Annotated in this window: 29 protein-coding genes, 1 tRNA gene and 1 pseudogene; 14 read left to right on the plus strand and 17 right to left on the minus strand. The window is 67.0% G+C overall.

What is annotated here, in order from left to right:
* Positions 1-119: 119 nt before the first annotated feature.
* Positions 120-1,466, minus strand: coding sequence for an AlkA N-terminal domain-containing protein (locus ABZ004_RS03130; protein ID WP_355678088.1), 1,347 nt, complete (start codon positions 1,464-1,466; stop codon positions 120-122).
* 299 nt (positions 1,467-1,765) lie between these two features.
* Here ABZ004_RS03130 and ABZ004_RS03135 point away from each other — a divergent pair, with 299 nt between their 5' ends.
* The 4 genes from ABZ004_RS03135 to ABZ004_RS03150 all read left to right on the plus strand — a co-directional run bounded on the left by ABZ004_RS03135 (position 1,766) and on the right by ABZ004_RS03150 (position 4,572).
* On the plus strand, positions 1,766-2,308 hold the full coding sequence (locus ABZ004_RS03135) for an AAA family ATPase (protein ID WP_355678089.1): 543 nt from the start codon (positions 1,766-1,768) through the stop codon (positions 2,306-2,308).
* Positions 2,309-2,381: 73 nt separating this feature from the next.
* Entirely contained in the window at positions 2,382-3,080 is a 699-nt protein-coding gene (locus ABZ004_RS03140) for an RraA family protein (RefSeq protein ID WP_355678090.1), read from the plus strand.
* Between the two features lie 14 nt (positions 3,081-3,094).
* Positions 3,095-3,985, plus strand: a complete 891-nt coding sequence (locus tag ABZ004_RS03145) for an aldo/keto reductase (RefSeq protein WP_355678091.1) — start codon at positions 3,095-3,097, stop codon at positions 3,983-3,985.
* Between the two features lie 62 nt (positions 3,986-4,047).
* On the plus strand, positions 4,048-4,572 hold the full coding sequence (locus ABZ004_RS03150) for a hypothetical protein (protein ID WP_355678092.1): 525 nt from the start codon (positions 4,048-4,050) through the stop codon (positions 4,570-4,572).
* Here ABZ004_RS03150 and ABZ004_RS03155 read toward each other — a convergent pair.
* The gene (locus ABZ004_RS03155) at positions 4,558-5,448 is read right to left on the minus strand and encodes an LLM class flavin-dependent oxidoreductase (RefSeq protein WP_355678093.1); all 891 of its coding nucleotides are present in this window, start codon (positions 5,446-5,448) and stop codon (positions 4,558-4,560) included. The two genes, ABZ004_RS03150 and ABZ004_RS03155, sit on opposite strands and share 15 nt — an antisense overlap.
* A 97-nt stretch (positions 5,449-5,545) precedes the next feature.
* Between ABZ004_RS03155 and ABZ004_RS03160 the strand changes: the two genes are divergently transcribed.
* Positions 5,546-5,974: a MarR family transcriptional regulator gene (locus ABZ004_RS03160; protein ID WP_355678094.1), complete on the plus strand. Its 429-nt coding sequence runs from the start codon at positions 5,546-5,548 to the stop codon at positions 5,972-5,974.
* Between the two features lie 13 nt (positions 5,975-5,987).
* Here ABZ004_RS03160 and ABZ004_RS03165 read toward each other — a convergent pair whose 3' ends face one another.
* The gene (locus ABZ004_RS03165) at positions 5,988-6,614 is read right to left on the minus strand and encodes a class I SAM-dependent methyltransferase (RefSeq protein WP_355678095.1); all 627 of its coding nucleotides are present in this window, start codon (positions 6,612-6,614) and stop codon (positions 5,988-5,990) included.
* An 18-nt stretch (positions 6,615-6,632) separates the two neighbouring features.
* Here ABZ004_RS03165 and ABZ004_RS03170 point away from each other — a divergent pair.
* Positions 6,633-6,749: pseudogene (locus tag ABZ004_RS03170) on the plus strand (DNA-binding response regulator); the annotation flags it as partial.
* Here the strand turns inward: ABZ004_RS03170 and ABZ004_RS03175 are convergent.
* From ABZ004_RS03175 to ABZ004_RS03190, 4 genes are all read right to left on the minus strand, one after another.
* A complete protein-coding gene (locus tag ABZ004_RS03175; RefSeq protein WP_355678096.1) occupies positions 6,705-7,718 on the minus strand; it encodes a TerC/Alx family metal homeostasis membrane protein in 1,014 nt (337 codons plus the stop codon). The pseudogene ABZ004_RS03170 and the gene ABZ004_RS03175 overlap by 45 nt on opposite strands.
* A gap of 109 nt (positions 7,719-7,827) precedes the next feature.
* The gene (locus ABZ004_RS03180; RefSeq protein WP_355678097.1) at positions 7,828-8,907 is read right to left on the minus strand and encodes a hypothetical protein; all 1,080 of its coding nucleotides are present in this window, start codon (positions 8,905-8,907) and stop codon (positions 7,828-7,830) included.
* A 68-nt stretch (positions 8,908-8,975) separates the two neighbouring features.
* Positions 8,976-9,338: a hypothetical protein gene (locus ABZ004_RS03185; RefSeq protein ID WP_355678098.1), complete on the minus strand. Its 363-nt coding sequence runs from the start codon at positions 9,336-9,338 to the stop codon at positions 8,976-8,978.
* Positions 9,339-9,448: 110 nt separating this feature from the next.
* Positions 9,449-9,531, minus strand: a tRNA-Tyr gene (locus ABZ004_RS03190).
* Positions 9,532-9,629: 98 nt separating this feature from the next.
* On the opposite strand from ABZ004_RS03190, the gene ABZ004_RS03195 reads away from it, so the two are divergent.
* Entirely contained in the window at positions 9,630-10,121 is a 492-nt protein-coding gene (locus ABZ004_RS03195) for a YajQ family cyclic di-GMP-binding protein (RefSeq protein WP_355678099.1), read from the plus strand.
* A 68-nt stretch (positions 10,122-10,189) separates the two neighbouring features.
* On the opposite strand, the gene ABZ004_RS03200 is transcribed toward ABZ004_RS03195, so the two are convergent.
* Positions 10,190-11,713: a glycosyltransferase family 39 protein gene (locus tag ABZ004_RS03200; protein WP_355678100.1), complete on the minus strand. Its 1,524-nt coding sequence runs from the start codon at positions 11,711-11,713 to the stop codon at positions 10,190-10,192.
* Positions 11,714-11,781: 68 nt separating this feature from the next.
* On the opposite strand from ABZ004_RS03200, the gene ABZ004_RS03205 reads away from it, so the two are divergent.
* Both ABZ004_RS03205 and ABZ004_RS03210 read left to right on the plus strand, forming a co-directional pair.
* A complete protein-coding gene (locus tag ABZ004_RS03205; protein ID WP_355678101.1) occupies positions 11,782-12,519 on the plus strand; it encodes a hypothetical protein in 738 nt (245 codons plus the stop codon).
* Between the two features lie 100 nt (positions 12,520-12,619).
* Positions 12,620-12,964, plus strand: a complete 345-nt coding sequence (locus tag ABZ004_RS03210; RefSeq protein ID WP_355678102.1) for a hypothetical protein — start codon at positions 12,620-12,622, stop codon at positions 12,962-12,964.
* A gap of 35 nt (positions 12,965-12,999) precedes the next feature.
* Here ABZ004_RS03210 and ABZ004_RS03215 read toward each other — a convergent pair whose 3' ends face one another.
* Positions 13,000-13,935, minus strand: coding sequence for an aminoglycoside phosphotransferase family protein (locus tag ABZ004_RS03215; protein ID WP_355678103.1), 936 nt, complete (start codon positions 13,933-13,935; stop codon positions 13,000-13,002).
* A 66-nt stretch (positions 13,936-14,001) separates the two neighbouring features.
* Between ABZ004_RS03215 and ABZ004_RS03220 the strand changes: the two genes are divergently transcribed.
* Positions 14,002-14,553, plus strand: a complete 552-nt coding sequence (locus ABZ004_RS03220) for a DinB family protein (RefSeq protein ID WP_355678104.1) — start codon at positions 14,002-14,004, stop codon at positions 14,551-14,553.
* 26 nt (positions 14,554-14,579) lie between these two features.
* Here ABZ004_RS03220 and ABZ004_RS03225 read toward each other — a convergent pair whose 3' ends face one another.
* The gene (locus tag ABZ004_RS03225) at positions 14,580-15,347 is read right to left on the minus strand and encodes a helix-turn-helix domain-containing protein (RefSeq protein ID WP_355678105.1); all 768 of its coding nucleotides are present in this window, start codon (positions 15,345-15,347) and stop codon (positions 14,580-14,582) included.
* Between the two features lie 111 nt (positions 15,348-15,458).
* Here ABZ004_RS03225 and ABZ004_RS03230 point away from each other — a divergent pair, with 111 nt between their 5' ends.
* A complete protein-coding gene (locus ABZ004_RS03230; RefSeq protein ID WP_355678106.1) occupies positions 15,459-16,325 on the plus strand; it encodes a phytanoyl-CoA dioxygenase family protein in 867 nt (288 codons plus the stop codon).
* On the plus strand, positions 16,322-16,618 hold the full coding sequence (locus tag ABZ004_RS03235) for a hypothetical protein (RefSeq protein ID WP_355678107.1): 297 nt from the start codon (positions 16,322-16,324) through the stop codon (positions 16,616-16,618). Before ABZ004_RS03230 ends, ABZ004_RS03235 begins: the two co-directional genes overlap by 4 nt.
* Positions 16,619-16,667: 49 nt before the next feature.
* On the opposite strand, the gene ABZ004_RS03240 is transcribed toward ABZ004_RS03235, so the two are convergent.
* Entirely contained in the window at positions 16,668-17,687 is a 1,020-nt protein-coding gene (locus ABZ004_RS03240; protein WP_355678108.1) for a lactonase family protein, read from the minus strand.
* A 47-nt stretch (positions 17,688-17,734) separates the two neighbouring features.
* Here ABZ004_RS03240 and ABZ004_RS03245 point away from each other — a divergent pair, with 47 nt between their 5' ends.
* Complete coding sequence (locus ABZ004_RS03245; RefSeq protein WP_355678109.1) at positions 17,735-18,574, plus strand: arylamine N-acetyltransferase; 840 nt, start codon at positions 17,735-17,737, stop codon at positions 18,572-18,574.
* A gap of 14 nt (positions 18,575-18,588) precedes the next feature.
* Positions 18,589-19,200, plus strand: coding sequence for a hypothetical protein (locus ABZ004_RS03250; protein ID WP_355678110.1), 612 nt, complete (start codon positions 18,589-18,591; stop codon positions 19,198-19,200).
* A gap of 2 nt (positions 19,201-19,202) precedes the next feature.
* Here ABZ004_RS03250 and ABZ004_RS03255 read toward each other — a convergent pair whose 3' ends face one another.
* The 6 genes from ABZ004_RS03255 to ABZ004_RS03280 form a co-directional block, all read right to left on the minus strand.
* The gene (locus ABZ004_RS03255; RefSeq protein WP_355678111.1) at positions 19,203-19,796 is read right to left on the minus strand and encodes a hypothetical protein; all 594 of its coding nucleotides are present in this window, start codon (positions 19,794-19,796) and stop codon (positions 19,203-19,205) included.
* A gap of 90 nt (positions 19,797-19,886) precedes the next feature.
* Positions 19,887-21,338 carry an NADH-quinone oxidoreductase subunit N gene (locus ABZ004_RS03260; protein WP_355678112.1) on the minus strand — a complete coding sequence of 484 codons (1,452 nt, stop codon included), beginning with the start codon at positions 21,336-21,338 and terminating at the stop codon, positions 19,887-19,889.
* A complete protein-coding gene (locus tag ABZ004_RS03265; RefSeq protein ID WP_355678113.1) occupies positions 21,335-22,885 on the minus strand; it encodes an NADH-quinone oxidoreductase subunit M in 1,551 nt (516 codons plus the stop codon). Before ABZ004_RS03265 ends, ABZ004_RS03260 begins: the two co-directional genes overlap by 4 nt.
* On the minus strand, positions 22,882-24,648 hold the full coding sequence (locus ABZ004_RS03270; protein WP_355678114.1) for a proton-conducting transporter membrane subunit: 1,767 nt from the start codon (positions 24,646-24,648) through the stop codon (positions 22,882-22,884). The genes ABZ004_RS03265 and ABZ004_RS03270 overlap by 4 nt, the downstream gene beginning before the upstream one ends.
* Positions 24,645-24,965, minus strand: coding sequence for an NADH-quinone oxidoreductase subunit NuoK (gene nuoK, locus ABZ004_RS03275; protein WP_355678115.1), 321 nt, complete (start codon positions 24,963-24,965; stop codon positions 24,645-24,647). The genes ABZ004_RS03270 and nuoK overlap by 4 nt, the downstream gene beginning before the upstream one ends.
* On the minus strand, positions 24,965-25,504 hold the full coding sequence (locus ABZ004_RS03280) for an NADH-quinone oxidoreductase subunit J (RefSeq protein ID WP_355678116.1): 540 nt from the start codon (positions 25,502-25,504) through the stop codon (positions 24,965-24,967). The genes nuoK and ABZ004_RS03280 overlap by 1 nt, the downstream gene beginning before the upstream one ends.
* Between the last annotated feature and the right edge of the window lie 30 nt (positions 25,505-25,534).

Genomic DNA, 25,534 nt, shown 5'->3' on the forward strand with positions numbered 1-25,534 from the left:
GGCTACCGGCGCCCGTCCATCGGCATCCACCCGGCTGCCGTTGCTACCAGGGCACGGCGGCTGTTTCGCGTCACGGCGTCCCCGGCCGCACGGGTCTCCCGTGACGGCGTCCATCGGCGTCACCGGGGTCCCGTGGCGGCGACCTCTAGGTGCATCGAGGCGAGGGCGCGCCACGGGCGCCATGCCTCGGTGGACTCCCCGACCTCGGGACCAAGTTCGTGCGACCTGTGGGGGCTGGCATCTCGGGCTCCGAGGCGGAGGGCTGTCCATTGGGCCGCCTCCTCGCTGACTCCATCGATCGCGGTCAGGGCGGGGATCAGCTCTTCGAAGGGTACTTCCAGAGATAGGTTGCCTAGAGCAACTTGATTGGCCAGCGTCTTGATCGTTCGGGCGACTTCTGCGGGTACGCCGTACAGGCTTGCTCCCGCAACCGCCTCGGCCGACGGAAAAGCATGCGTCAACCCGAAGCCCAGACCCTCAGCCGGCGGCCCCACCTCCTCGACCACCAGCGCCAACACGTCGCGCGCACTCGCCTCCCCGAGATCCGGGTGATGCGTGACAACCGCTTGAACAGCTGCTTCGAACGGCCCCCACGCACCAGGAACCCGCACTCCAGGTCGCGCCTCGATCAACGGCCCGATGACCGGATCACCGGCCAACTGCGCAGTCGCCAGCACCGGCTCGGTCGCCAAGCCGACCAGACAGCCGGCTCGCTCGACGACATGGATCGTCCCTTCCCAGTAAGGAAGATGAGCCGTCAGCAGCAGGTGATCGACCCCGCCCGGCCCGATCTCCAACATCCCCAGATCACCGTCCAGCGCGATCGACCGGCGGTAGACCCCGTCGATCACCGACTCCACTCCGGGCACCGAGTTGCGCGCGAGGAACCCGGACATCACGTCCCAGTCGTACGGCGGGGTGAACGGCATCCGTAGTACGAGACCGCCGTCTGCCGTGAGCCGATCCGTCCGCCGGCGTCGATCGCGAAGCTCACGCGGCGTCGCCCGGAACACCTCCCGCATCGCCCGGTTGAACTGGCGGAGACTGCCGAACCCGGAGGCGAACGCGACATCCGCGATCGTCAGCTCCGAGTCATCCAGCAAGCGTCTCGCGAAGTGCGCCCGCCGCGACCGCGCGAATTGATCCGGCGTCACCCCGAGGTGATCGTTGAACAGCCGCCGCAGATGCCGCGCCGAGATCCCCAGCCGCATCCCGAGCGCAGCCTCACCCGCCTCGTCCAGCGCCCCGGCGATGATGAACTGCACCGCCCGGCAGACCAGCTCAGGCGCATCGTCCGCCACGGTCCCGGCGACCCGGTACGGCCGGCACCGGAGGCAGGCGCGATACCCCGCCGCCTCCGCCGCGGCCGCCAACTCGAACGTCCGCACATTCTCCGCCAACGGCTTCGCCCCACACCCCGGCCGGCAGTAGATCCCCGTCGTCCGCACCGCCGAATACGTCGTCACGCCCAACCTCCCCCCAAACGGCCACTCCCCAGAACCGTAACCACCGCCACCGACATTCCTCTGACCCCGCTGAGGACCGCCGCGACGCCAAGGCGAACCGCCGACACTGTCCAACCCTCCCCGCAACCCGCACCGCGCCTCATCCTGAGCGCGGTCAGCGGTCAGCGGTCCGCCACGCCATCAGTCGGCGTCGTCCAGGCCCGTCCGAGCCCCCTCCCGCAGCGCAGTTGCTCACCACCGCCCGCCCTGCGGCAGCACCACTGATGGCCTGCAGATCCGCGGATCGCTAGGGTGCGTTGGTGCGTTCGAAGCCGATGCTTGTGGTGATCAGTGGGCCGCCGGGGACCGGCAAGACGACCCTCGCCCATCAAGTGGCGAATGCGATCGGCTGTCCGGCGATCTGCCGCGACGAGATCAAGGAAGGCATGGTCCACGCGACCCCCGGCTTCGAGCCGAGCACCTCCGATGAACTCAGCCTGCGTACCCTCTCGACGTTCTTCGACGTCATCGGCCTGCTGATCGGCCGCGGTACGACGGTCGTCGCCGAAGCCGCCTTCCAGGACCGGCTCTGGCGCCCCGGCCTCAGCCCCCTCCTCGACCTGGCCGACCTGCGCATCGTCCACTGCACGGTGGACCTCGATGTCGCGCTCGACCGCATCACCACCCGCGCCGCGACGAATCCGCTCCGTCAAGCCCACGAGACCGCCCCCGACCTCGAAGCCCACCGCCGCACCCACACCACCTTCGACCCGATCACGCTCCCGGTCCCGACCCTCCCCGTCGACACCACCACCGCCTACAACCCACCCCTCGCAGAAATCCTCACCTTCCTCACCCGCTGAGCACGGAAGGGTGTGGCGGAGTATCCGGTTCTCTGACTAAGGTCAGGGAAGCGACGAGGCAAGGGGATGGACGATGGAGCAGGCGGAACTTCAGAAGCGGTTCGCGACGCTGACGTGCGCGCATGTTGCCGACGCTTGTGTGCGGTTGCAGCTTCCGGTGCGGACGGTTTCGTTGACAGCGGTGTTCCCGGCCAGGATCGCCGGTCGCGTCCTGCCCGCGAAGCACGTGGGCAGCACCGACATCTTCCTCGAGGCGTTCGAGTCGGCCGAGCCTGGCGACGTACTGGTGGTCGACAACGAGGCCCGTCGCGATGAAGCCTGCGCGGGAGACCTGGTCGCTGCCGAAGCCCAAGCAGCAGGGTGTTCCGGGCTCGTCCTGTGGGGCCTGCACCGCGACACCGTCGACATCATTGCGGTCGGCCTGCCCGTCTACAGCCTCGGCGCTATGCCGACCGGCCCACTGAGTCTGCGCCCACTCCCCGCCGACGCGTTGGAACGCGCAACCGTCAGCGAATGGACAGTCACCCGCGACGACGTCGTACTGGGTGACGAGGACGGCATCGCGTTCGTCCCCGCCGACCGCCTCGACGAGGTCTTCACCCTCGCCGAACAGATCCGCGACACCGAACGTCACCAGTCCGACCTGATCAAAGCCGGTACGACGTTGCGCCGGCAGCTCGACTTCGCCGGCTACCTCGCGGCACGCACCGAGCGCCCCGGCCTGACCTTCCGCGAGCACCTCCGCGGTATCGGCGGCGCGATTGAAGAGTGACATACGCTCTTGGGATGCCTGCTGACATTTCCGCGGACTCCGCGGGTACCTGGAAATTGGGCGATCTCACCGTCAACCGGCTGGGCTTCGGCGCCATGCGCATCACCGCGAATCCGGATCGTGAAGTAGCGATCCGGGTCCTGCGCAGGGCCGTCGAACTCGGCGTGAACCACATCGACACCGCTGCGTTCTACATGTCGCCGGGCGGCACGCTCGGGATCGAGGGCGGCCCGCAACGGTTCGCCAACGAGCTGATCCGCGACGCGCTCACGCCGTACGCCGATGAGCTCGTCATCACCACCAAGGTCGGCCCCGGCGTCGACGAACGCGGCTTCTACAACGCGACCACCGCCGCCGAACTGCGCCGGCAGGTCGAGGAGAACCTGCGCCAGCTCGGCCGCGACCACCTCGACGTCGTCAACCTGCGGATCATGAAGAAGCCCGGCGCGGACTCGATCACGGAACGCTTCGGCTGGCTCGCCGAACTCCGCGACGCCGGGCTGATCCGCCACCTCGGCATCTCCAACGTCCGCCCCGATCACCTCGACGAGGCGCAGGCCATCGCGCCGGTGGTCTGCGTCCAGAACAGCTATGCCCTCGACACGCATCGCGACGACGACGCCTTCCTCACGCTCTGCGGCGAACGCGGCGTCGCCTACGTCCCGTTCTTCGCGATCGCCGGCGCCGAACGCGAAGCCGGCGCGACCGCCGACCACACCCAGGCGGTCGAGACCCTCGCCGCCACCCACAACGCAACACCCGCCCAGATCCGCCTCGCCTGGACCCTCCACCAGGGCGACCACGTCCTGGCCATCCCCGGCACCGGCAACCCCGCCCACCTGGAGGAGAACGTGGCAGCAGGCAGCCTCAAACTGACCCCCGACGAACTAGCCACCCTCGCCTGACGCTCGTGCCCCCGGCGTCACCTACTCTGGGTGACGCCGGTATCACGTTCCGAGGGGGAGCCATGCGCAAGCGCCTGTTGATCGCCGGTGCCGCCGTAGTCATAGTTCTGGCCGGAGCCTTGCTCCTCGACGCTCGCAACTCGATGAACGGTTCGGGTGGCATGACGTTGGGCATCTCCAGAGTTCAGCAGGGCGACGACGTCTACTTCCTGGCGCCGCCGGCCACCAATCGATCGGGTCAGGCGCTCGAACTCCGGACTGTCACGCCAGAGAAGGTCTCGGCCGGTCTCGAGTTCGTCGATGCCAGGGTGTACGAGCAGGTCGACCTCAACTACAGCCCTTCGATGAGTTGGGTGACTGGGCACGGCAAGGGCTTCGATCCCGCGAAGGTCAGGTCGGAACCGGTGGCGGGCCGGAAGGTCCCGGCCCACGCCAGTCTCGAACCCCTCATATACCTTCATTTCCGCGTCACCGGCACGCAGTGGCCGCTCATCTCCTCAGGTGTCCGGTTCAGCTATCACCGGGGACTGCGAGACCACAGCGAGCTCATCGACTCGACTTACACGGTGGACTCACCCAACCCGTAGGGCGGTGGCTTCTCGTACTGCGGGGGCTACTTCCTCGGCCCAGCGTTTGAGGGTCAGGTCGAAGGGCTCAGGGCCGGTGGAGAAGAGGGTGAAGCCGGCGGCGCCGTGGTCGAGTACTGCGCTGGTGAGTTCCTCGATCCACTGTTCCGGGGAGCCGCCGATCCAGCGGCCGTCGTCGGTGCGCGTGCGGGCCTGCGGCCTGGCGGTGATCGCGCCGGGGAAGTTGTAGATCGTGGCGATCTCGGATGGGTCGCGGCCGGCCGCGACCGCCGCTTCGTCGATGATCGCGCGGGATCGCCGGTAGGGCTCACTCAGCCAGTCGGCCGCGTGACCGGGGATCCAGCCGTCCGCCTGGCGACCGGTCGCCGCGAGCGATTTCGGCCCGACGGATCCGGTCCAGATCTCCGCCGCCGGGATCGGCGACGGCGCGAGATCTACAACCCCGTACTGCGTAACGGCCGGTCCACCGCCGGAGAGTTGCCGGATCAGGATCATCGCTTCCTCGAAGGCCTCGACCGCCTGCGCCGGACTCAGTCGCGGAACTCCCAGCGTGGTGATCCGATCCCACGCGCCGCCCGCTCCGAGTCCGAGGATGAACCGGTTGCCGGACATCGCGGTCAGCGTGGACGCCGTACGAGCCAGCATCGGGGCCGGGCGGAGCGGCAGGTTGGTCACGTTGACGAAGCCGGCGATGCGCTCGGTCCGGCCGAGCAGGAACCCGACCATGGCGTAGCCGTCGAAACGCTCGGCCAGGTACGGATGGTCCGAGGTCGAGAAGTGATCGAGCCCATCGCGGTCCGCCTGCTCGGCGAGCCGCAGGATCTCGGGCATCTCATGGAGCTCTGCCGGTGAGCCATATCCGAAGCGCACGTTCATTGGTCTGCCTCCTGAGTAGATACTTCGTATATCTAAATAGTAGACCTACGAACTATCAGGACACCAAACAGTTCGGTCCTCGGACTACAGTGGAGGGGTGGTGACCAAGACGACGAACGACACGGAACTGGTCGGTTCCCTCGTGCAGCTGATGCACGTACTCCAGGACCTGTACGCCGAGACGAGCCGGCCGCTCGGGTTGACCCCCCAGCAGGCGCACCTGATCTGCGTACTGCTCGGCGGCCCCCTCGGCATGACCGAGCTCAGCCGGATCATGAGCATCGAGCGCTCCAGCCTGACCAGCATGGTCGACCGCCTCGAGCGCCGCTCGCTGGTCGCCCGCTCGGCCGCCCCGTCCGACCGCCGGGCGTGCCTGATCGCCCTCACCGACGAAGGCCACACGCTCGCCCACCAGGCCCACGACGCCTACACCACCCGCGTCGAAGCCCTCATCGCGGACCTGTCCCCCACCCACAAGTCCCACGTCCAGGCCGCCATCACCCGCATCCTCCCTCAGCCCGCCTGAAGCCGAGAGACGTCTAGTGGGTGAAGGTGAAGAGGGTGGTGGGAGCGGGCAAGGGCCGGGCCGGGCCGGTGTAGCGATGAGCGCCCACGCCGATGACATGGTTGGCCGGACCGTGGAACGACTCTTCGGTGAATCCGTTGGCAGCGAACCACGAGCGGATGGTCGGCGTCAGGTCGGGAGCTTCGCGGTGTCGGGTCCAGATGACCAGGGCATCCGGATTGCACATGCCAGGAAGAGCTTCGATCGTGGTGCGGATGTCATCATCACTGACGTTGCCGAAGATGCCGGCCATCAGGATCAGATCGGCCGGCACGGCACCTTCGTACGCCGTGAGGTGCCCCGCGTCGACCTGACGCACCGAGATCGCCGGGAACTCGGCCGCAGCCGACCGAGCCCGGGCAACGTTCGCTTCGTCGTACTCGAGCAGCGTCGCCGTGACCCGCTCCGAGTCGCCGCGATCCCGTAGTACGCCCAAAAGGTCGCGACCGTCGCCAGCACACGCGCTGACCACTCGCACGTCGCGCGGCGCGGTCCGATCGAGCCACTCCCCGATCAGCCCCTGAATGATCCGCAACCGCTCGGACAACCCGGACTGCGGATCGTCGTACGCGCGATGCCAGGCGTTCCAATCAGTCGTCACCTGCCCGAGCCTAGCTTCGAGGTCGTCGGACTCGAGCTGGGTGCCGACGACTACGTCTCCAAACCCTTCGGCCTGCGCGAACTCGTAGCCCTAGTTCTTCGGTTTGGACTCCGACGGCTCCGAGGCCGAGGCACGCAGCGATCCCGGGTGTGCCTTGGCTGTGGGGTCGCCCTTGGTCTTGATCAGGCTGGCGACGACGACGATCACCAGAATGACCAGGATCACGCCGAGACTGACCGATGTCGGCACCTCCGGAACCCGGTCGTCGAGATCGACGTGCGCCCAGTGCAGGATGAGTTTGACGCCGATGAACGCCAGGATCACCGCGAGTCCGGCCGACAGGTAGACGAGCCGGTCCAGCAGCCCCTTGACCAGGAAGAACAAGGCGCGCAGGCCGAGCAACGCGAACGCGTTCGCCGCGAACACGATGTACGCCTCCTCGGTGACGCCGAACACCGCAGGAATCGAGTCCAGCGCGAACAGCAGGTCGACACCACCGATGGCCACCAGTACTACGAACAGCGGGGTGACGACCCGGCGGCCGTCGACCCGGGTGAGCAACTTGCCCCCGGCGTACTCGTCGGTGACCGGCAGCACCCGCCGGGCGACCTTCACCACCACGTTGTTCTCGACGTCCGGATCTTCGTCACGATGCCGGAAAAGCTGCACCGCCGTGAAAAGCAGCAACAGCCCGAACAGCAGGAACATGAACGAGAACAGCGACAACAGAGTCGCGCCGACCGCGATGAAGATCGCCCGCATCACCAGCGCCAGAACGATGCCGAACGTCAGCACCTTGTGCTGGTGCTCCTCCGGTACGGCGAACGTGGTCATGATGATCACGAAGACGAACAGGTTGTCGACCGACAGACTCTTCTCGACGATGTAGCCGGCGAAGTACTCCGCGCCGAAGGAACCACCGTGCACGCTGGCGAACCACACCCCGAACCCGATCGCCACCAGCACGTAGAAGACCGACCAAGCGGTCGCCTCCCCGAAGCCGACCCGATGCGGGCGCACGGCCGCGATCACCAGATCCACCGCGAGCAAGGCCACGATCAGGCCGATCGTCAGCGCCCAGGTCAGCCAGCCGATCTCGAGCACAGTGCCTCCCGTTCACCGGTTCCGAGCGGCCAGTCTGCTACCCCATCCCAAATCCGGTTCCCCGACGCGCCGCTGACCGTTGCTCTGGGCCCCCAACGGCATCGGCTATCTAGGCTTTGGCGGCCAGGTGCAGGCGGAGGACGGTGTCGTAGTCGATCGAGGCGCCCTCGACGTCCTCCTGGCCGGACGTCACCAGGACGATCCGGGGATCGCTGAGCTCGACGCCGTACTTCGTCTTCGCGAACGCGCGGTTGTCGGCGTTCGAGAAGAACTCCTTGTACTGCGTGAGTCGCGCTTGCCCACCGGATGCCGCGCGGCGGCGCTTCTTGCCGTCCTTCGCCGTCTCCAGCAGCGGCAACCCGAAGTCGCCGACGATGTGGCTGCCGTTCTCGCGTTCGAGGATGAAGTCGGGCGTCAGCGTCGTACCGTCGTCCGCCTCGAGGACCGGCTCGCGGATCAGCTGGGTCGCATCGAAGGCCGACAGCAGGATCTCTTCGTGCTGCTGCAGGAACTCACCGACGGTCGTCTTGGGCAGGCCCTGGTGGTAGGTGCTGCCGAACGGGTCCGCCTTGAGCAGCTGCTCGAGTTCGCCCCGCGGTACGGCGAAGGTGCCGACCGGGTCGATGTGCGGTGCCTCGTTGACCAGGTTCTGCAGGAAGTTGCGGTACTTGTCCGCCGGCTCCGATCGGTGGATCGCGATCGCCAGGAATGTCCAGTGCAGTCGCTCGCCGGACGCGAGCAGGACCCGGTGGAGTACGGAGTAGTTCCCCGGCGCGAACTGGAGCAGCTTGCCGTCGCCCGTCCCGACCAGCTCGCGCCCGATCAGTCCCTCAGCACCCGGGTAGGCGCTTCGCAGTACGGAACGTCCTGCCTCGGTCGCAATGGTCGCGTCCTGGTAGACATCGGCTTCGCGCAGGATCACGACAGGCTTGGAGCCGGCCGCGTCCGCGAAGTACTGGTCGATGCCGACCGCCTTCTGGCGCCGTACTTCAAGCGACCTGTACTCCCTGGTCACGCCTGTGAGCTCCAAGATGTTCCAGTCCGGCGTCTCGGTCAGCACCATCGTCCGCGGGTAGAGCAGCGGCCCGGGCAGCTCACGGGAGTGACTCGTCGGCAGGTGCTCACTCACACTCCGCAGGTGCTCGCCCCAGAACTGCCCATTCACCTTGACGAACTCGGTGGGTTTCATCGCCTGCTTCTCCTGCCTAACACTCAGCCAACTCCGACGTGAACATCCAACCCCGGCCTGACCACCGCCTATTCCCCGGTACGGCGCGTCGCCCGCCACGCCACGACCAGCAGCGGCACCTGCGCCACGCCGTACAGGACATGGAAGAGATAGTGCCGCACCGTCTGCTCCGGACCGAACGGCAGGAACGACAACGGCAACACACTGATGATCGCTCCACCCACCAACTGCAGGCCACCCCACCCCAGCGCCACCCAGCCGCCCGTACGCCGTGCGCGAGCCACCCAGAGCGCCGCAATCGCGACATACCCGAGCGACGGATACAACGTCTCCGGACTCAACAACGTCTGACCGGCCAGATCAGCAAAGTTGTGAACCACGAACCCCGCCCACGCCACCACCAACGCCCCGCCCACCACCAGCCCCTTCATCCCGGCAGCCTAGGTGGATCCCACCCTCCCCAACCGCCCGCAGCCCCATCGGGCAAACAAATCAGCCCCCGACCCACATCGCTGCAGGTCAGGGGCTGTTTTAGCTCCTGTGGCGGGTGCAGGGTTCGAACCTGCGTAGGCATAAGCCGACAGATTTACAGTCTGCTCCCTTTGGCCACTCGGGCAACCCGCCAGGGTGCTGCTGGTCCGCGGACCGGCGTGAGAGACGATACAACAGACAGTGCCCCTCACAGCAAATCGGAAAGACCGCAACTCTGAAAGGAAGTGCCCATGGCTTCGGAGTCCTCCTTCGACATCGTGAACAAGGTCGATCACCAGGAGGTGGACAACGCCGTGAACCAGGCGGCGAAGGAGATCAGCCAGCGGTTCGACTTCAAGAACGTCGACGCGGCCATCAAGCTGACCGGTGAGACGATCGACATGCAGGCGAACACCGAGGAGCGGGTGAACGCCGTCCTCGACGTGCTCAAGGACAAGCTGGTCAAGCGGCAGATCTCGCTGAAAGGCCTGGATGCCGAGGAGCCGAAGCTGTCCGGCAAGATCTACAAGATCACCGCGTCGATCAACGCCGGCATCACCCAGGAGAACGCGAAGAAGCTCTCCAAGCTGATCCGCGACGAGGGGCCGAAGGGCGCCAAGGCGCAGATCCAGGGTGACGAACTGCGGGTCTCCAGCAAGAGCCGCGACGATCTGCAAGCGGTCCAGGCGCTGATCAAGGGCCAGGATCTCGACTTCGCCGTCCAGTTCGTCAACTACCGCTGACCCGGACAGCAGTGACCGAAGTCACTGCTGCCCGAAGCGGCTGGCGCGTGGCCGGGTAGCCCGACGTGTCAGCCGAGGCGGGTCAGGTGGGGCCAGAGGGTTGACCAGGGTTGGCGGAGTTGGCAGATCCAGATCGGCTTGCCTTTCTCGCGGGTCGGCGTCGGGTTCTCGACGGTGCCGGCCCGGGTCAGCACCGCGCAGCCTTGCCGGGTCCACTCCGGGACGTCTTCAGGACCGGTACGCCGGGAGCCGTCGACCACGATCGCGATGTTGGCGGAGTCCGGCGGCGGACCCCAGTAGCCGAAGCCGTTGTGCCCGCTGTACGCCTGCGGCAACCCGCGAGCCGGCCCGAAGCGCTGGAGCGCGGAGGCCTGCCCGTAGTTGTAGGCGTAGATGACCGTGCGAGATCGCTCGGCGGGAGCCAGCTGGTGCATCGCCCGCGCGACCGAGTCGGCCAGCTCGGGCCAGCCGATCTGGCTGCGAGCCTGGTCGACGGTCAACGCGTTGCCGTAGGAGACCGCGGCGCGCTCTGGCAGCAGAGGCAGGCCGAGAGGTGCTGCGATCACGAGCGACAGACCGAGTACGCCGTACAGGGTCAGTTCACGGCGACTGGAGTGCATCCAGCGGTCTGCGGCGATCCCGAAGCCTGCGAAGACTGCTGGGTAGGCGCTGGCCAGGTAGGTGGCCTTTCCGCCCGTTGCCATGAGCAGTGCTGTGAAGGTGATGAAGGTGCCGGCGAAGACGCGGTACTGGCGGTTGCGCCAAAGCCAGACGCCGCCGGCGACGCAGAGCGGCAGCAGTAGTGGTCCGACGACCACTTGGTACGGCAGTAGACCCAGTGAGCCGCCCTGGGCTGCCTGCTCCCGTAGTACCGAAGCCATGGTCAGCTGGGGCCAGTCGTGGTTGGCCTGCCACAGCAGGTACGGCGTCCAGAGCCCCAGTGCCACCAGACCAGCTACTAGGAACCAGCGGCTGTACAAGATCCGGCGGGGGCCAACCAGTACAAGAGCTGTCAGTGCTGCGAAGACCCAGAGCGCCAGTGTCATCTTGTTGAGCAGGCCGACGCCTAGGACAACACCGATGACCAGCCAGAGCCGGGAGTTGCCGGTACGGATCAAGCGGGCCAGTAGCCAGCTCAGCGCAGCGACGAAGGTCAGATCGGTAGTGCTCGTTCCCAGGACGTGCCCGGTGATCAGCACCATCGTCGAGCAGGAGAACGCGCCTGCAGCGAGCAGCTCAGCTCTGCGCGAGCCACCCATCTCACGGACCAGCAGAGCTACGAACAGCACCGTCAGCACCGTGCAGACGGTTGCAGGGATCCGTAGTGCCCAGACCTCGCCAGGAGCCAGTGCATTGCCGAGCCGGGCCAGCAGTGGGGTCAGTGGCGGCTGGTCGGGATAACCCCAGGCCGGGTGCTGGCCGGAGACCAGGAAGTACATCTCGTCGTGGTAGTAGCCGTAGCGGTTGCTGAGCAGGGTCAGTACGGTCGCCAGCCCGCCGAGCAAGGCCAGCAACGGTCGGTGGCGGCCGGGCTCGCGACGCACCGGCGCGGAGAGCCCGACCTCTTCGGATGCGGTCGCCAAGGAGCTCATGGTTCCAAGCGTCGAGGCCGGCGCTATATCTCTGGCATACGGGCAGCGTCGCCGCTAGCGTTCATCGCATGTACGAGCTGATCCCTGTGACCGAGGCGCCCGAGCTGGACGAAGAGGCCGAGCAGCGGTTCGTGGAGGACTGGCCGGAATTCATCTTCCACGATGCGGGCGTCGCGCCGTACCGGGAGCGCCGGGTCGAGTATTTCCACGACTGGGAGTTCTACCTGGTGACCAGCGACGAGCGGCGGCTGATCGCGGGCTGCTGGGGTGTGCCGATCCGGTGGGACGAGTCGATCGACGACCTCCCGGGCGGCTTCACCGATTCACTCGCGCGGTCGGTCACGGAGTACGAGGCGGGCATCCAGCCGAACACTCTTGTCCTGATGGCTGCGGCCGTGCGCAACGACGAGCAGGGCAAGGGCCACGCCGGCCGGGTGATCACCGCGCTCAAGGAGCACACGCTGGCCAGCGGTCTCACCCGGATGATCGCACCGGTGCGGCCGACGTCGAAGTCGCAGTACCCGCTGATCGACATCGCCGAGTTCATGACCTGGACGCGCGACGACGGGCTGCCATTGGATCCATGGCTGCGGACGCACGTCCGGCTTGGCGCGCAACTGCTCGCCCCAGCACCGGCGAGCCAGACGATGACCGGCACTGTCGCCGAGTGGGAGAAGTGGACCGGCATGGCGTTCCCGGCGACCGGCACCTACGTCATCCCCGACGGCCTGACCACTCTCGCCATCGATCGCCCGACCGACACCGGCCTGTACGTCGAGCCGAACATCTGGCTCCGGCACGCCTGACACAGCAGCAGGTCATTTCGAAGTTTTTCGAGATGCTGTCGTCGCCGGCTTCGCCCTGCCTAGCCTGACCTCGCCCATTTTCTCGATCTGGGGAGAGTTCATGCGCAAGATCATGTCCGCCCTGGCTGCGACCGGTGCGATCGCGGCCACTCTGACCGCCACTCCGGCGGCACACGCCACTACAACGGCCCAGTACTGCGCCAGCGCCCGCAACTGGACCGCCTGCATCGAGCAGGCGGCCAACGGCGACTGGGAGGCACGAGCCTGGAACAACAGCTACGCGGGCTGGGCCACGCTCCTCGACGTCAACGGCAACAAGCTGGCAGATGCCTGGGTTCCGGCGGGAGGCGGCAACATCACCACCTTCCCCGAACCGAACGGGTACTGGGCCTGTGCAAGCGTCAGCAGGGACGGCGGCCCTTGGGCCGTCTGCGTCCATCGGTAAGGCATCGCAGGGTCGTGCTCTCGTCTGAGCGACTTTCAGGCGAGAGCACGTACTGCGAGGCCGTTGGGGCCGAGGATGAATTTGACGACGTTCAGGCGCTCTTGGCGGTCGGGGGCGTCGGTGAGGACGTAGTCGGACCAGCCGGCGAAGTCTTCGACGGCTCGGGCGGAGCGGTAGTAGCGGAGCCGGGTGGGGTCGAGGTCGACCGGTCCGTAGCCGGTGAAGAACGCCTTCTCCTCGGCGTCGGTGGTGGGGCCGATGGTGCCCATGCCGCCCAGGAAGAACATCAGGTCCTGTTCGACTGGTGCGAGTACTACGTCGTCCCAGTCGATGAGGTGAAGTTGGCCAGGAGCGATCAGCACGTTGGCGAGGTGCGGGTCGGCGTGGCAGAGCACCGCGGTGCCGCCGAGGTCGCGGCCCGAAAGGTCCGCACACTGTTCAAGCACCGCAGCGATCAGGTCGTCGTGAGCTTCCCAGACGGCTGCCAGCTCCTCTGCAACAGCGTCTGCAGGTGTGGTGAGCCTTGCTCGAACAGAGCGAGTCAGGGCGGGCATGCGGGCGTTGATCGGGTTGATCGGCGGCAGTGCGGCTTGTAGCTCAGCGGGCGGCGCTGCGCGATGTACGGCCGCCAGCAGAGCGCCGTACGACGTCCATTGGTCGAGAGTCAGCCCGGTGTCGCTGGCACGCTCTCCTGTGATCCAAGGCATCACCGACAATCGTCGGCCTTCACGCTCGCTCCACAAGCCACCAGTGAGAGTCGGTACCGGCGCAGGCACTCCCTGGACACCTCTACTCGCCAGGTACGCCGTCGACAGCGGCCCGGCGTCGCTGCCACCGCCAGACCACTTCACGGCATAAGAGCCGGCCCGCCACACCTCAGCCGCAACATCAGCCCCCTCGTGAACCTGCTCGAGCTCACCAACCTGCAGCCCAAAGTCCTCCGCCAGCCACGCCCGCAGCTTTTCAGTCACGCACCCACAATGCCCCCGACGCTTCACCAGCCGCAGCCCAATTTCCGTGCGACTACAGTCTTCGAGATGGATATTGACTGGGGCGTCGAGGTGGTCGACCAGATCGAGTCGCATTGGCGGCAACAGCTCCGGCCCCGCCTCGAGGGGCTCACCGACGACGAGTACTTCTGGCAACCCGTCGCAGACTGCTGGACGGTCAGCCGCCGGGGTCAAAGTTCCGCGCCGATCTCCTTCGGAACGGGCGAGTTCACCCTGGACTACGCCGAGCCGCCGCATGAGCAGGAACCTGTGACGACGATCGCCTGGCGGCTGGCGCACGTGCTCGTCGGGCTCGCGTCGACGAACAGCAAGCTCTTCGGTCGGGCGGCCACCGACACGGAGACGTTTTCTTACCCGGGCACTGCTCAAGAAGCACTGCAGCAGCTAGATGACGAGTACGAGCGGTTCATCAACGGCGTTCGCAACCTCGGCGCTGCCGGTCTCGCCCAGCCACAGGGCTTTCCGCCAGCGTTCGCCGACGCTCCGATGGCACGAAAGATGCTGTACGTGAACCTGGAGCTCATCCACCACGGCGCGGAGATCTGCCTCCTCCGCGACCTCTACCTGCGAAACACCTAAGCCGACAGATTTACAGACTGCTCCCCTCAGCCGGCTCGGACGGTGCGGGGGGAGCCGCCTAGTTCTCGGTGGCAGGATTTGTTGAAAGCGTGGAGGTCGGGGATGCCTACGGAGGCGGCTACGGCGGGGATGGAGAGGGTGGAGGAGACCAGGAGGTGGCGGGCGCGGGCCATCCGGCGTCGGCGGATGTAGGCGACGACCGTCGTACCGGTTTCTGAGCCGAAGAGGCGGGTCAGGTGGTTGTGGGAGACACCGGCGGCTCGGGCCAGTAGAGGGACGGTGAGGGGGCGGGCCAGGTTCGCTTCGATGTAGGCGATGGCGGCCGCTACGGCGGGGTGGCCTGCGGTGCCGCCGCCCTCCCCGAGTGCGTTGCCTAGTTGGGCGACTCGCCACAGAGCCGTCCAGACCTCGGCGGCGACCCGCGCCGATCCGGACGGGGTCGCCTCGATCGCCTGGCGGAGGAGGTCGGAGAGGACGGGCGCCGCAGTACCGGAGTCCTGCACTGCCGGCACGTACGACGGCTCGCCCACCAGCCGCGGCCGGAAGTGTGCGAAGAGGTGCTCCGAGCGGCCTCGATAGGCGAACTCCACCGGTACGCCGGCCGGCACGAGACTGACCGAGCCCGGCGAGACCGGGTACGTCGTACCGTCCACTGTCAGGTCCGCCGAGTACCCGTAGAGGTGGAACTGCCAGAGGTCGGGCAACAGGTACACGTCCCGGCGGCCGAGGACGCCATGGATGCCGATCCCGACGTGCACCCGCTCCGGAGGCTCCGCCAGGTGGAGAAGAACCATGGTGAGAAATTACCACCAGTGGTGATCTCAACCCACGCGAAACAAGCGGGCCGAAACCTAGCCTGGTCGAGTACCAACCACCAAGGACCAGTCGCCCCGAGAGGGAGAGACATGCCCCATCCACATCGCAAGAACCTGCTCACCTCGGTCCAGATGGCGCATTTCGTCGCCACCGGCGCGTACCGGATGGACGCCGTCGTTCCCGACGAGATGAACCGCGAGGCGATCGACGTACTGAAGGCCGGCATCCCCGGCGTCCCGTACGGCACCCCGCTCTCTGAGGCCTTCGAGGGCAGCGAGTTCGTCCAGAAGCTGGTGCAGCTGCCGGAGATCGCCGGTGCCATCCACAGCCTGGTCGGGCCCGAGCCGACCGTCGACCACCACGCGGTGCACATCCGCAAGGCGAACGAGGGCGAGGCGCAGAACCTGCACGGCGACGCGATCATCGACGTCCGCCCGGACGCCTTCGACGTCCAGCTCATGTACTACCCGCAGGAGGTGACGCTCGAGATGGGCGGCACCCTCAGCGTGCCCGGCAGCCACCTGCGGCGGACGAACGAGTCCGACACCGGCCGCTACCAGAACCTGCTCGGCCAGACCCGGCTCACCTGCCCGCCGGGCACCGTCGTGTTCCTGCACCACGGCATCTGGCACGGCGGCCGGAGGAACGACAGCGGCATCGACCGCTACATGTTCAAGATCCGGTTCAACCCGACCGTGCGCCAGGTCCAGCTGTGGAACACCGACGACCTGTACGACGAGCAGGTGGCGGCCGAGCTCGGCCAGTACTTCCCCTGGTACGAGAACGCCACCGGACGACTCGAGATCTACAACCGGGTCAAGCTCTGGCAGGCCCTGACCGGCGACGACACCTACGACCCGGACTACTGGGTCACCCGGGTGTCGAACCGTCCGCAGCGAGTGGTCGCCCAGCGCAGCCTCAACCCGCACGCCGCGAAGGGTAAGGAGATCGCATGACAACCCAGCAACTGCCGACTCAGCAGCACACCCTGCGCCAGCAGGTCCTCGTGCTGTACCTGGCCTCGTCGGCGCTGGACGCGCGGGTGGTGGGCTGGTCGGAGTACGACGGGACCGGGGCGACGTCACCGACGACGGGTGACAGCGACGTACCGCCGTACGAGACCGGGCTCGATGCGCTGAAGGACGGCTGGCGGTTGTTCCAGGCCGCGCAACTGCTGCCGCCGCAGCCGGGTCACGAGTACGACGTGTCGTTCCTCAAGCACGAGTTCTTCTTCGAAAAGCTCGTCTGACAAAGTCAGGATCCCCGGCCGGGCCCTCGGCCGGGGCTCCTTCACGTGGTCAGGCCGGGAGCACGCAGACCGGCTTGGGCCAGCTCAGCGGCGTCCCCGTTGCGGTGAGGGCGCCGCTGCTCCGGTCGACGGCGAAGACGGCCAGCGTGTCGGAGCGCTCGTTCGCCGCGTACAGCTGGGCACCATCCTTGCTGAAAGCAAGGTGCCGCGGCCAGACCCCACCGGAACCGATCGTCTGGATCAGCTCCGCATCGATGCCGTCGGCACCGGTCTCGAAGACAGCGATCGTGTCGTCGCCGCGGTTCGAGCCGTAGACGAACCGCCCGTCGGCCGACACCAGCACCTCGGCCGGGAAGTTCTCCCCTTCAGCACCATCGGGCCGGGTCGACAGTGTCTGTACGACGGACAGGTTGCCGTCGTCGTACGTGCAGACCGTCAGCGTCGAATCCAGCTCGTTGATCACGTACGCCGCTCCGCCGGCCGGGTGGAAGACGAGGTGCCGAGGTCCCGCGCCGGCGTGGATCCCGAGCCGGTCGACTGCCTCGAGCCGGCCCTGGCTGGTCAGCGTCGAGACGTGCACGCTGTCGGACCCGAGGTCGACGTCGAACGCGTACTTGCCGGCCGGGTCGAACGTCACCTGATGCGCGTGCGGGCCTTCCTGGCGCTCCTCGTTCGGACCTTTGCCTTCACGCTGCAGAATCTGGGTCGCGTCGCCGAGCGAACCGTCCGGTGCGATCGGGTGGATCGCCACCGAACCCGAGCTGTAGTTGGCCGAGAGCAGGAAGCTGCCGGTCGGGTCGATCGCCAGGTGGCACGGGTGCGCGCCCTCGGTCGGCTGATCGTTGAGGAACTCCAGCTCGCCGTTCTCGTGGACCGCGAACGCGCTGACCCGGCCGGCCTCTAGTTCGTTCGTCGCGTAGAGGAACCGCCCGTCGGCCGAACGGGTCAGGAACGACGGGTCGTCCGTCGCCGCGGCGACCGCCAACTCGTCGTACGGGCCGAAACCGATGCCCTTCCCGCCACCTGCCTGACTGGTGTAGCTGCCGACATAGATGCGCTCCGAAGTCATGGCCCTACCCTGCCAGGTCCGTGTACCTGCGGCCTACCCTCGGTCTCATGGACACGACCGCCTTCCTTCGCCGACTGGGACTTCGCGGGCATGACGGGCCGAGCCTCGAGGCACTGACGACTCTGATGGCGGCGTTCGCCGACTCGGTGCCGTACGAGACGGTGCAGTACCAGTTCGGCCGCGGCGGTCCGCTGGATCCGGAGGCGGTCGCGGCGCGGATCATCTCGCGCGAAGCCGGCGGGTACTGCTTCCAGCTGAACGGATCGTTCGGCGCGCTGCTCACCGCGCTCGGCTACCGGGTGACGATGCATCGGGGCGGTGCGGAAACACCCAATCGTCCGGCGAAGGTCGACGCGAGCCACCTGGTCCTGACCGTCGACAATCTGCCCGACGCTCCGGGCGCGTGGATCGCGGATGTAGGTCTTGGTGAGGGCCTCCTCGCGCCGCTGCCGCTCGGCGTCGGATCCTTCGAGCAGGAGCCGTTCAAGCTGGGTCTTCGGCCGTCCGAGCTCGTCGACGGCTGGCGACTCGACCACGATCCACGCAGCAGCCTGACCGGCATGGACTTCGAGTCGGCTCCCGCGACCATGCAGGCCTTCGAGGAACAGCACGCCTATCTGTCCGTCTCGCCGGAGTCACCCTTCGTCCGGCTGCTCTCCTGCTTCCGCCGCAAGCCCCGCAGTACGGCGATCCTCCGGGCGCTCACCCTCACCGAGCTCACCGCCACCGATCTCGACACCGTCGTCCTGGAGACGGAACCCGACTTCTACACCGTCCTCGCCGACGTCTTCAGCCTCCCGCTGACTCACCTCAGTACGACGGAACGCACCGAACTCTGGAAGCGCGCCAACACCCAACACGAGGCCTTCCTGGCCAACACCCAGTAGGTACTGTCGGCTGGATGATCCTCGACGAGCAGCGAACCGCCCGCGGCCTCCGCACCGTCTCCGAACTCCTGGAGCTGGCCGAATCAGGCACGATCATCCTCGACCCGTACTCCGTCCTGTTGGGAACCCGAGTCGTCCTAGGCGATGTAAATGTCCTGTACCCAGGCGTCGTCATCGAGTGCGACCCGGACAGCTCCTGCTCGCTGGGCTCAGACAACACCTTCTTGCCAGGCACCTTCATCGCCGCAACCAACGGCGCCTCGATCACCATCGGCAACAACAACCGCATCGGCGAAGGTGGCGCTCGGCTGATGGCCGGCGGAGGACAACTGCTTGTCGGCGACAGAACCCGAATCAGCAGCGGTCCAGTCATCATCGCTCCCGCCACGCTCGGCACCGGCTGCCAGGTGCTGGGCCAAATCACCGCACAGGAGATAGACCTAGGCGCGGGCGAGGATTTCAGCTATCCCGACCCCGATGGTCGCGGCGCCGTACTGAAAGGCTTCGGCAAAGCCCGCGGCCTCAGCCTCGGCGCCGGCGACGTCATCAACGGGACCGGCGACTTCGCCGACGCTGTGCCGGAGCGCCAGCGCAGCTATCACCCGGACAGCCCACGCCTGAGGTAGCGCTAGTAGATGGAATTGACGTCGGCGATGTCCTCCGGTTTGGGGGTTGTGCGGCCGCAGTGCGGGAAGTTGACGTCGAGATTCACGTCCATGATCGACGGTATGCATTCAGTGCCGGTGCTGCCCTGGGTGTGGTCCAGGCCGAGCGCATGGCCGAGTTCGTGCACCATGTTCGCCTGGCGCCTTTCGGGCGGATAGGAATCGGTGTAGTACGTGTTCAACCAGACGATGAGTCCCTGGTCCCAGGTCCCGCCGACGCACGCCTCCAACGGATCTCCGCCGGTGTTGGTCAGTGTGATGCCAGCTGTAGCAGAACCATCGATGCGGGGGCCGAAGTTCCCGTCGGCGATGGTCACGTTGGCGCCGGAGGTGACTTGGGCGAAGTTGAACTGAGTGCTGGTGGAGTTCCAGGCCGCGATCGCGGCATGCGCGACGGCCGAATAGGACGATGTGGTCGTTAGGTCCTTCCACTTCAGATTGTTCCCGCCACCGGCGAAGTGGCATCCGGCCCTGTACGGGTCCGCACTGGCTGGCACTGCTTGTAGCAGGCCCGACACTGCCAAAACAACCAGCCCCATCGCCAACAATCGCCTCATCGGACCACCTCTCCAAGCTCCAGCCGGACAGTCAGTCTGCGGGTCCGATCGAGGCAGCGACAGAGTTTCGGGCTGCAGCTTGGTGCAATTTCAGGTGACTAGTGCGAAGAGGGCGCCGGGGAGGATTGAGAGGACTACTGCGGCGCCGGCGCAGGTGCTGATGACGGCTACGGCGGGGTTTTCGATGTTGACCGAGAACGGGTCGTCGGCGGGCAGGCGGAAGAGTTCGGCGATCCAGCGGAGGTAGACGGCCAGGCCGATCATCACGTTGATCGCCATGACTACGGCGAGCCAGCCGATGTGGGCGTCCAGCACTGCTTGGAAGGCGGCGAACTTGGTGAAGAGACCGGCTAGGCCTGGGGGTAGGCCGGCGAGGATGACCAAGAAGAAGACGAGCGCTGTGCCCAGGCCTGGCTCGGAGCGGACCATGCCTCGGTAGTCGGTGAGTAGGCCCGCCGGTCGGTGGCGTTGGACAACTGCCACTGCACCGAAGGCTCCCAAGGTGACCACTACATAGGCAGCCAGATAGCCGACGACTGCTTGGGCGTCGCCTACGGCCAGCGGTGCGAGCAAGAACCCGACCTGGCCGATCGAGGACCAGGCGAGTAGACGGACCGCTTCGACCTGGCGGAGCGCTGCCAGGTTTCCGACGGTCATGGTGACCGCGGCGAGGATGCAGACGACCGTTCGGAGCGATGAGCCGCTCGGGGCGACGCCGAAGGTCACCAGGACGAGGAGACCTGCGACTCCGGCGGACTTCGAGACGACGGCCAGGAAGGCGGCGACCTCGACCGGCGCACCGGCGTACGTGTCGGGGAGCCAGCCGTGGAAAGGCACGGCGGCGATCTTGAAACCGAAGCCGACGATCACGAACAAGCCTGCCGCGAAGGCGACCCGGCGAAGGTCCGGATCGATCCCGGGGAGCCGTGTCACGATCGTCTGGAGATAGAGCGAGCCTGTCACGCCGTACAAGTAGGAGATGCCGAACAGCATCACGGCGGTCGACAGGACCGAGACGAGGAAGGCCTTCAACGCGCCTTCGGAGCCGCGGCGGTCGCGTCGCAGGGCGACCATCGCGAAGCTCGGCAGCGAGACGACCTCGAGCGCGATCACCATCGTCGCGAGGTCGCGCGCGCCGGCCAGCACGGTGGCCCCGGTCAGCGCGCTGAGCAGAAGGAAGTGATACTCCCCCACTGGGATGTCAGCGTCGAGCAGCCGGTACGCCGAGAGGCCGACGACTCCGAGTCCGCCGATCAGCAGCACGGCCCACAATCCGACGGTCAGCGGCTCGAAGACCAGGCTGCATTGGGCCGGCCCTTCGACGGCGGCCCGGCAGAACGCGGGCTTCAACCCGTTGCGCTGCACCGCGATGAAGGCGAGTCCGAACAGGATCACGGCGCCGGTGACCAGCGTGATCACCGTGTGCCTGACCTGTTTGCTGCCGGTACGCCAGAAGGCGTCGGCGAGCAGCACCGTGACGGCGCCGAGGGCGAGCACCAGCGGTACGGCGATCGCCTGCCAGTCGGTCCAGGTCATCGTCATACGAACGTCCAGTACGAGAGCAGGAACCAGGGCCAGACGCCGAGGAAGACAGTGAGCAGGATCAGCGGTGACCAGGCGACCAGCTCGATCCGGCTCACGTCGACCGCGAACGCGGTCGCCGGATACTCGGCCGGATCACCCTGGCAGAGGTTCCGGATCAACCGCAGGAAGTAGGCCGCGGTCAGCACGGTGCCGATGCCGGCGATCGCCATGAACACCAGGAATGTTGTCCGCGGCAACCGATCACCAGGATGGTAAGCGCCGAGCAGGACCAGCATCTCGCCCCAGAACCCGGCCAGCCCAGGCAGCCCGAGCGAGGCGAGACAGGCAAAGGTCAGCAACCCGCTGAGCCTCGGCAACCGGGCGTAGAGAGCCCGGCCGATCTCGCGCAGGTCGCTGGTGTCGTGCCGGTCCTTGATCGCCCCGGCGAGGAAGAACAGCAGGCCGGTGATGACGCCGTGCGCGAGGTTCGCGAACAGCGCGCCGCTCAGGCCTGCGGGTGACATGGTCGCGATACCGAGTCCGATGAAGCCCATGTGGCCGACGCTGGAGTACGCGATCAGCCGTTTCACGTCGGTCTGGGCGAGGCAGGCCAGCGACCCGGCGATGATCGCGATGGTCGACAGACCGCCCAGGTACGGCGCGATGGTGGCCGAATCGCCGGGCAGCACCGGGAGCAGGATCCGGATCATCCCGTAACTGCCGAGCTTCAGCAGCACACCGGCGAGGAGCACCGAGCCGACCGTCGGGGCCTTCGCATGTGCATCCGGCAACCAGGTGTGCAGCGGCCAGAGCGGCATCTTCACCGCAAGACCGAGGGCGATCAGGACCGCGGCCTTGAGCCCTGTGCCGCCACTACTCCGCCACGGATGGCTGCTCAGGTATTCGAGATCGAACGTCCCTTGCAGGCGATGCAGCAGCAGGAACCCGACCAGCATCAGCGCCGACCCGAGCACGGTCATCAGCACGAAGGTGGTCGCGGCCCGTCGTCGCCCAACCGGATCGTGGTGGTCGCCCCAGAGGTCGATCACGAGCCACATCGGGATCAGCACGACCTCGAAGAACAGGAAGAACAGCACCAGGTCGAGCGCCGAGAACGTCCCGATCACGCCGGTCTCGATCACCAGCAGCAACGCGATCAGCGACCGCATCCTGCCCGCGCGCGGGGTGACGCGCAGGGAGTAGAGACAGCAGAGGAAGACCAGCAGCGCGGTGAGCACGATCAACGGCATCGAGATCGTGTCGATGCCGAGGTGGAACCGGACGTCGAGGGCCGGGATCCAGGAGACGTCGGTCTGGGCGGACGCATGGATCGCACCCGGCAAGGTTCTCGGGATGTCGTTCGTGGCCACCAGGCCCAGCGTCACCGACCCGCCCCGAGGCCTCAGCAGGTCCCACCAGAGCACGGCCGAGCCGATCAGCACGAGACCGGAGATCACCGAGCCGACGATCGCGGCAACACGCTCACCCGTCCCCGCAGGCAGCGCCCACAGCAACGCAGCAGCCAGCGCAGGAACCGCGAGCAGTGCGATCAGCAACCAGTTCACGAGCCGATCACCCCCGCCAGGATCGCGAGCGCGACCACACCGACCACGGCCGCGGTCAGGTATGTCTGCACATTGCCGGTCTGCAACCGCCGGAAACCTTCGGACGCGAGCGTCCCGGTCCTACCGGTCGCCCGCACATACGCCCCGATCACATCCCGATCGCCCCCGACAGCAAGCCTGGCGAACCACCGCACCGGTACGACGAACAGCCGCTGGTACGCCGGGTCGACGCCGAACTCGCGTTCCAGCAGCACCGGCCGCGGATCCGCGCCACGCTGCCACAACGAGTACGCCGGGAGGGCCCCGAAGAGCGCCAGCACGGTCGTCACCAGCGCGATCACCCAGTTCACGTGGACCCCGTCGACGTAGCCGAGCCCGGCGGCTCCGATGGCCAGCAGGATCAGGGGCGCGAGCATCAACCACGATCCGTCGCGCAGCTTCGAGGTGTCCGGGTCCTCGAGATCGGCCATCGGATCGTCGGCCTCGAACGCACCCAGGGCGCCCGCGAGCGCCGGCGTACGGAAGAAGACCCAGAGCCAGAGGCGTACGCAGTAGAAGGCAGTCATCACGATCGTCAAGCAGACGGAGACCAGCACGGCCCAGCCGACAGCGGAACCGTCGCGGGCGTGATCCCAGGCTGCTTCGACGATCGTGTCCTTGGAGAAGAAGCCGGACAAGCCAGGCACGCCGGCGAGCGCGCCGAGGCCGATCGTCATCGTGACGAAGGTGACCGGCATCGCCTTACGCAGGGCACCGCGGCGGGTGTAGCGCCGCAGCACGACGAAGGCCGCACTGCCTACCTGATGCAGCAGAACGCCTGCGCAGAGGAACAGCAGACCCTTGAAGGCGGCGTGAGTCAGCAGGTGGAAGAGCGCGCCGTGGCGGCCCTCCTTGGTCCCGAGCGACAGGCCGGCGAACATGATGGCGAGCTGGCTCACGGTCGACCAGGCGAGCACCCGCTTCACCTCGACGGCGGCCATTGCGCACAGGGCGGCGAACAGCATCGTCACGCAGGCGATGATCGCGAGCACCGTGAGAGTCGTGCCGGCCGCCGTGAACACGTCGTACAGGCGGGCGATCAGGAAGACGCCGGCCGCAACCATCGTCGCCGCGTGGATCAGGGCGCTGACCGGGCTCGGGCCGGGCATCGCGTCGGGCAGCCAGGTCTGCAGCGGCACCTGCGCCGACTTGCCGACCACACCGACCAGGATCAACAGGGTGCCCGTGGTGAGGGCACCGGGCGAGATCGGGCCGGAGCCGAGCTCGGAGATCTTGAAGGTGCCGTAGCCGAGGCCGAGCACGAAGATGCCGAAGAGGAAGCCGACGTCGCCGAGGCGGGTCATCAGGAACGCCTTCATCGCACCGGCGCGGGCGTCGCGGCGCTCCCAGTAGTGCCCGATCAGCAGGTACGAGCAGACGCCCATCACCTCCCAGCCGATCAGCAGCAGGAACAGGCTGTCCGCGATGACGACGGTGACCATCGCGGCGGTGAAGAGTGTGACGAGCGCCGTGTACGACGCGACGCGTTTCTCCAGGTAGCCGATCGAGTAGAGCTGCACGCAGGCCGAGACCACGCCGACGATCGCGAGCATGAAGACGGTCAGGTCATCGGTGCGGAAGTCGTAGTTGAGGAAGACGTCCCACCCGACGAAGCTGCCGCCCAGATTGGTCTGCTGGGGATCGACGCCGTACAGCAGGATGGCGGTCAGGATCACCAGCAGGGAGAAGCCGACGCCGATCACCCGCCAGGCGGTCGCGATCACAGCCCGGCACCCTTCTCCTGCAAATCACGTGCCGCGTCGGCGTCGACATGGCCGTGGCCGCGGAACAGCAGCAACACGATCGCCAGGCCGAGCCCGATCTCGGCGGCGGCCAGGGTGATGACGAAGATCGCCAGGGTCTGCCCGGTGGCCAGGCCGTCCAGCCGCCAGGCGTCGAAGGCGACGAGGTTGAGGTTGACCGCGTTCAGCATCAGCTCGAAGGACATCAGCATCGTGATGGCGTTGCGGCGCGCGAGCACGCCGTACACGCCCAGGCAGAACAGCAGCACTGCCAGCAGCAGCGGCAGGATCAGCGGCATCAGTCGTCCCCCTTCCCCGAGGACGACACCTTCTCATCGAGCTCCGACAGTTTTCCGGACCGTTGGGAAAGGACGATCGCGCCGATCAATGCCGCGAGCAACAACACCGACAGGATCTCGAACGGCAGCACCCAGACCCGGAACACCGACGCACCGATCGCGTCGGCCGATCCGGCCGGTACCGGCTTGATCTTCTCGTTGCCGAAGGCAAGCACTACGCCGGCGCCAAGAATCAGGAACAGTACTGCGGAGACCAGCGCGGCGAACGGGCTGCGCCGGGTCGTCAACGCCGGCAGCGGATTCGTCGGGGCCTTGGTGAGCATGAGGGCGAAGAGGACCAGTACGACGATCGCGCCGACGTACACGAGAATCTGAACCAGCGCGACGAACTCCGCGTGCAAGGCGCCGAAGCAACCCGCTACCGCGCCGAGAGCGACGACGAGCCAGAGCGCCGCGTGCACGATCCGGCGCGTGGTGACGACCACCACCGCCGCCGCCACTGCCACCGCCCCCGCGATGGAGAAGAGCGCAGTGGTCACTCCTCGCCCCCCGGCTCGATGACCGAAGGA

Origin of the sequence: Kribbella sp. NPDC006257 (genome assembly GCF_040613535.1) — a bacterium.
In the GTDB taxonomy this organism is placed as follows: domain Bacteria; phylum Actinomycetota; class Actinomycetes; order Propionibacteriales; family Kribbellaceae; genus Kribbella.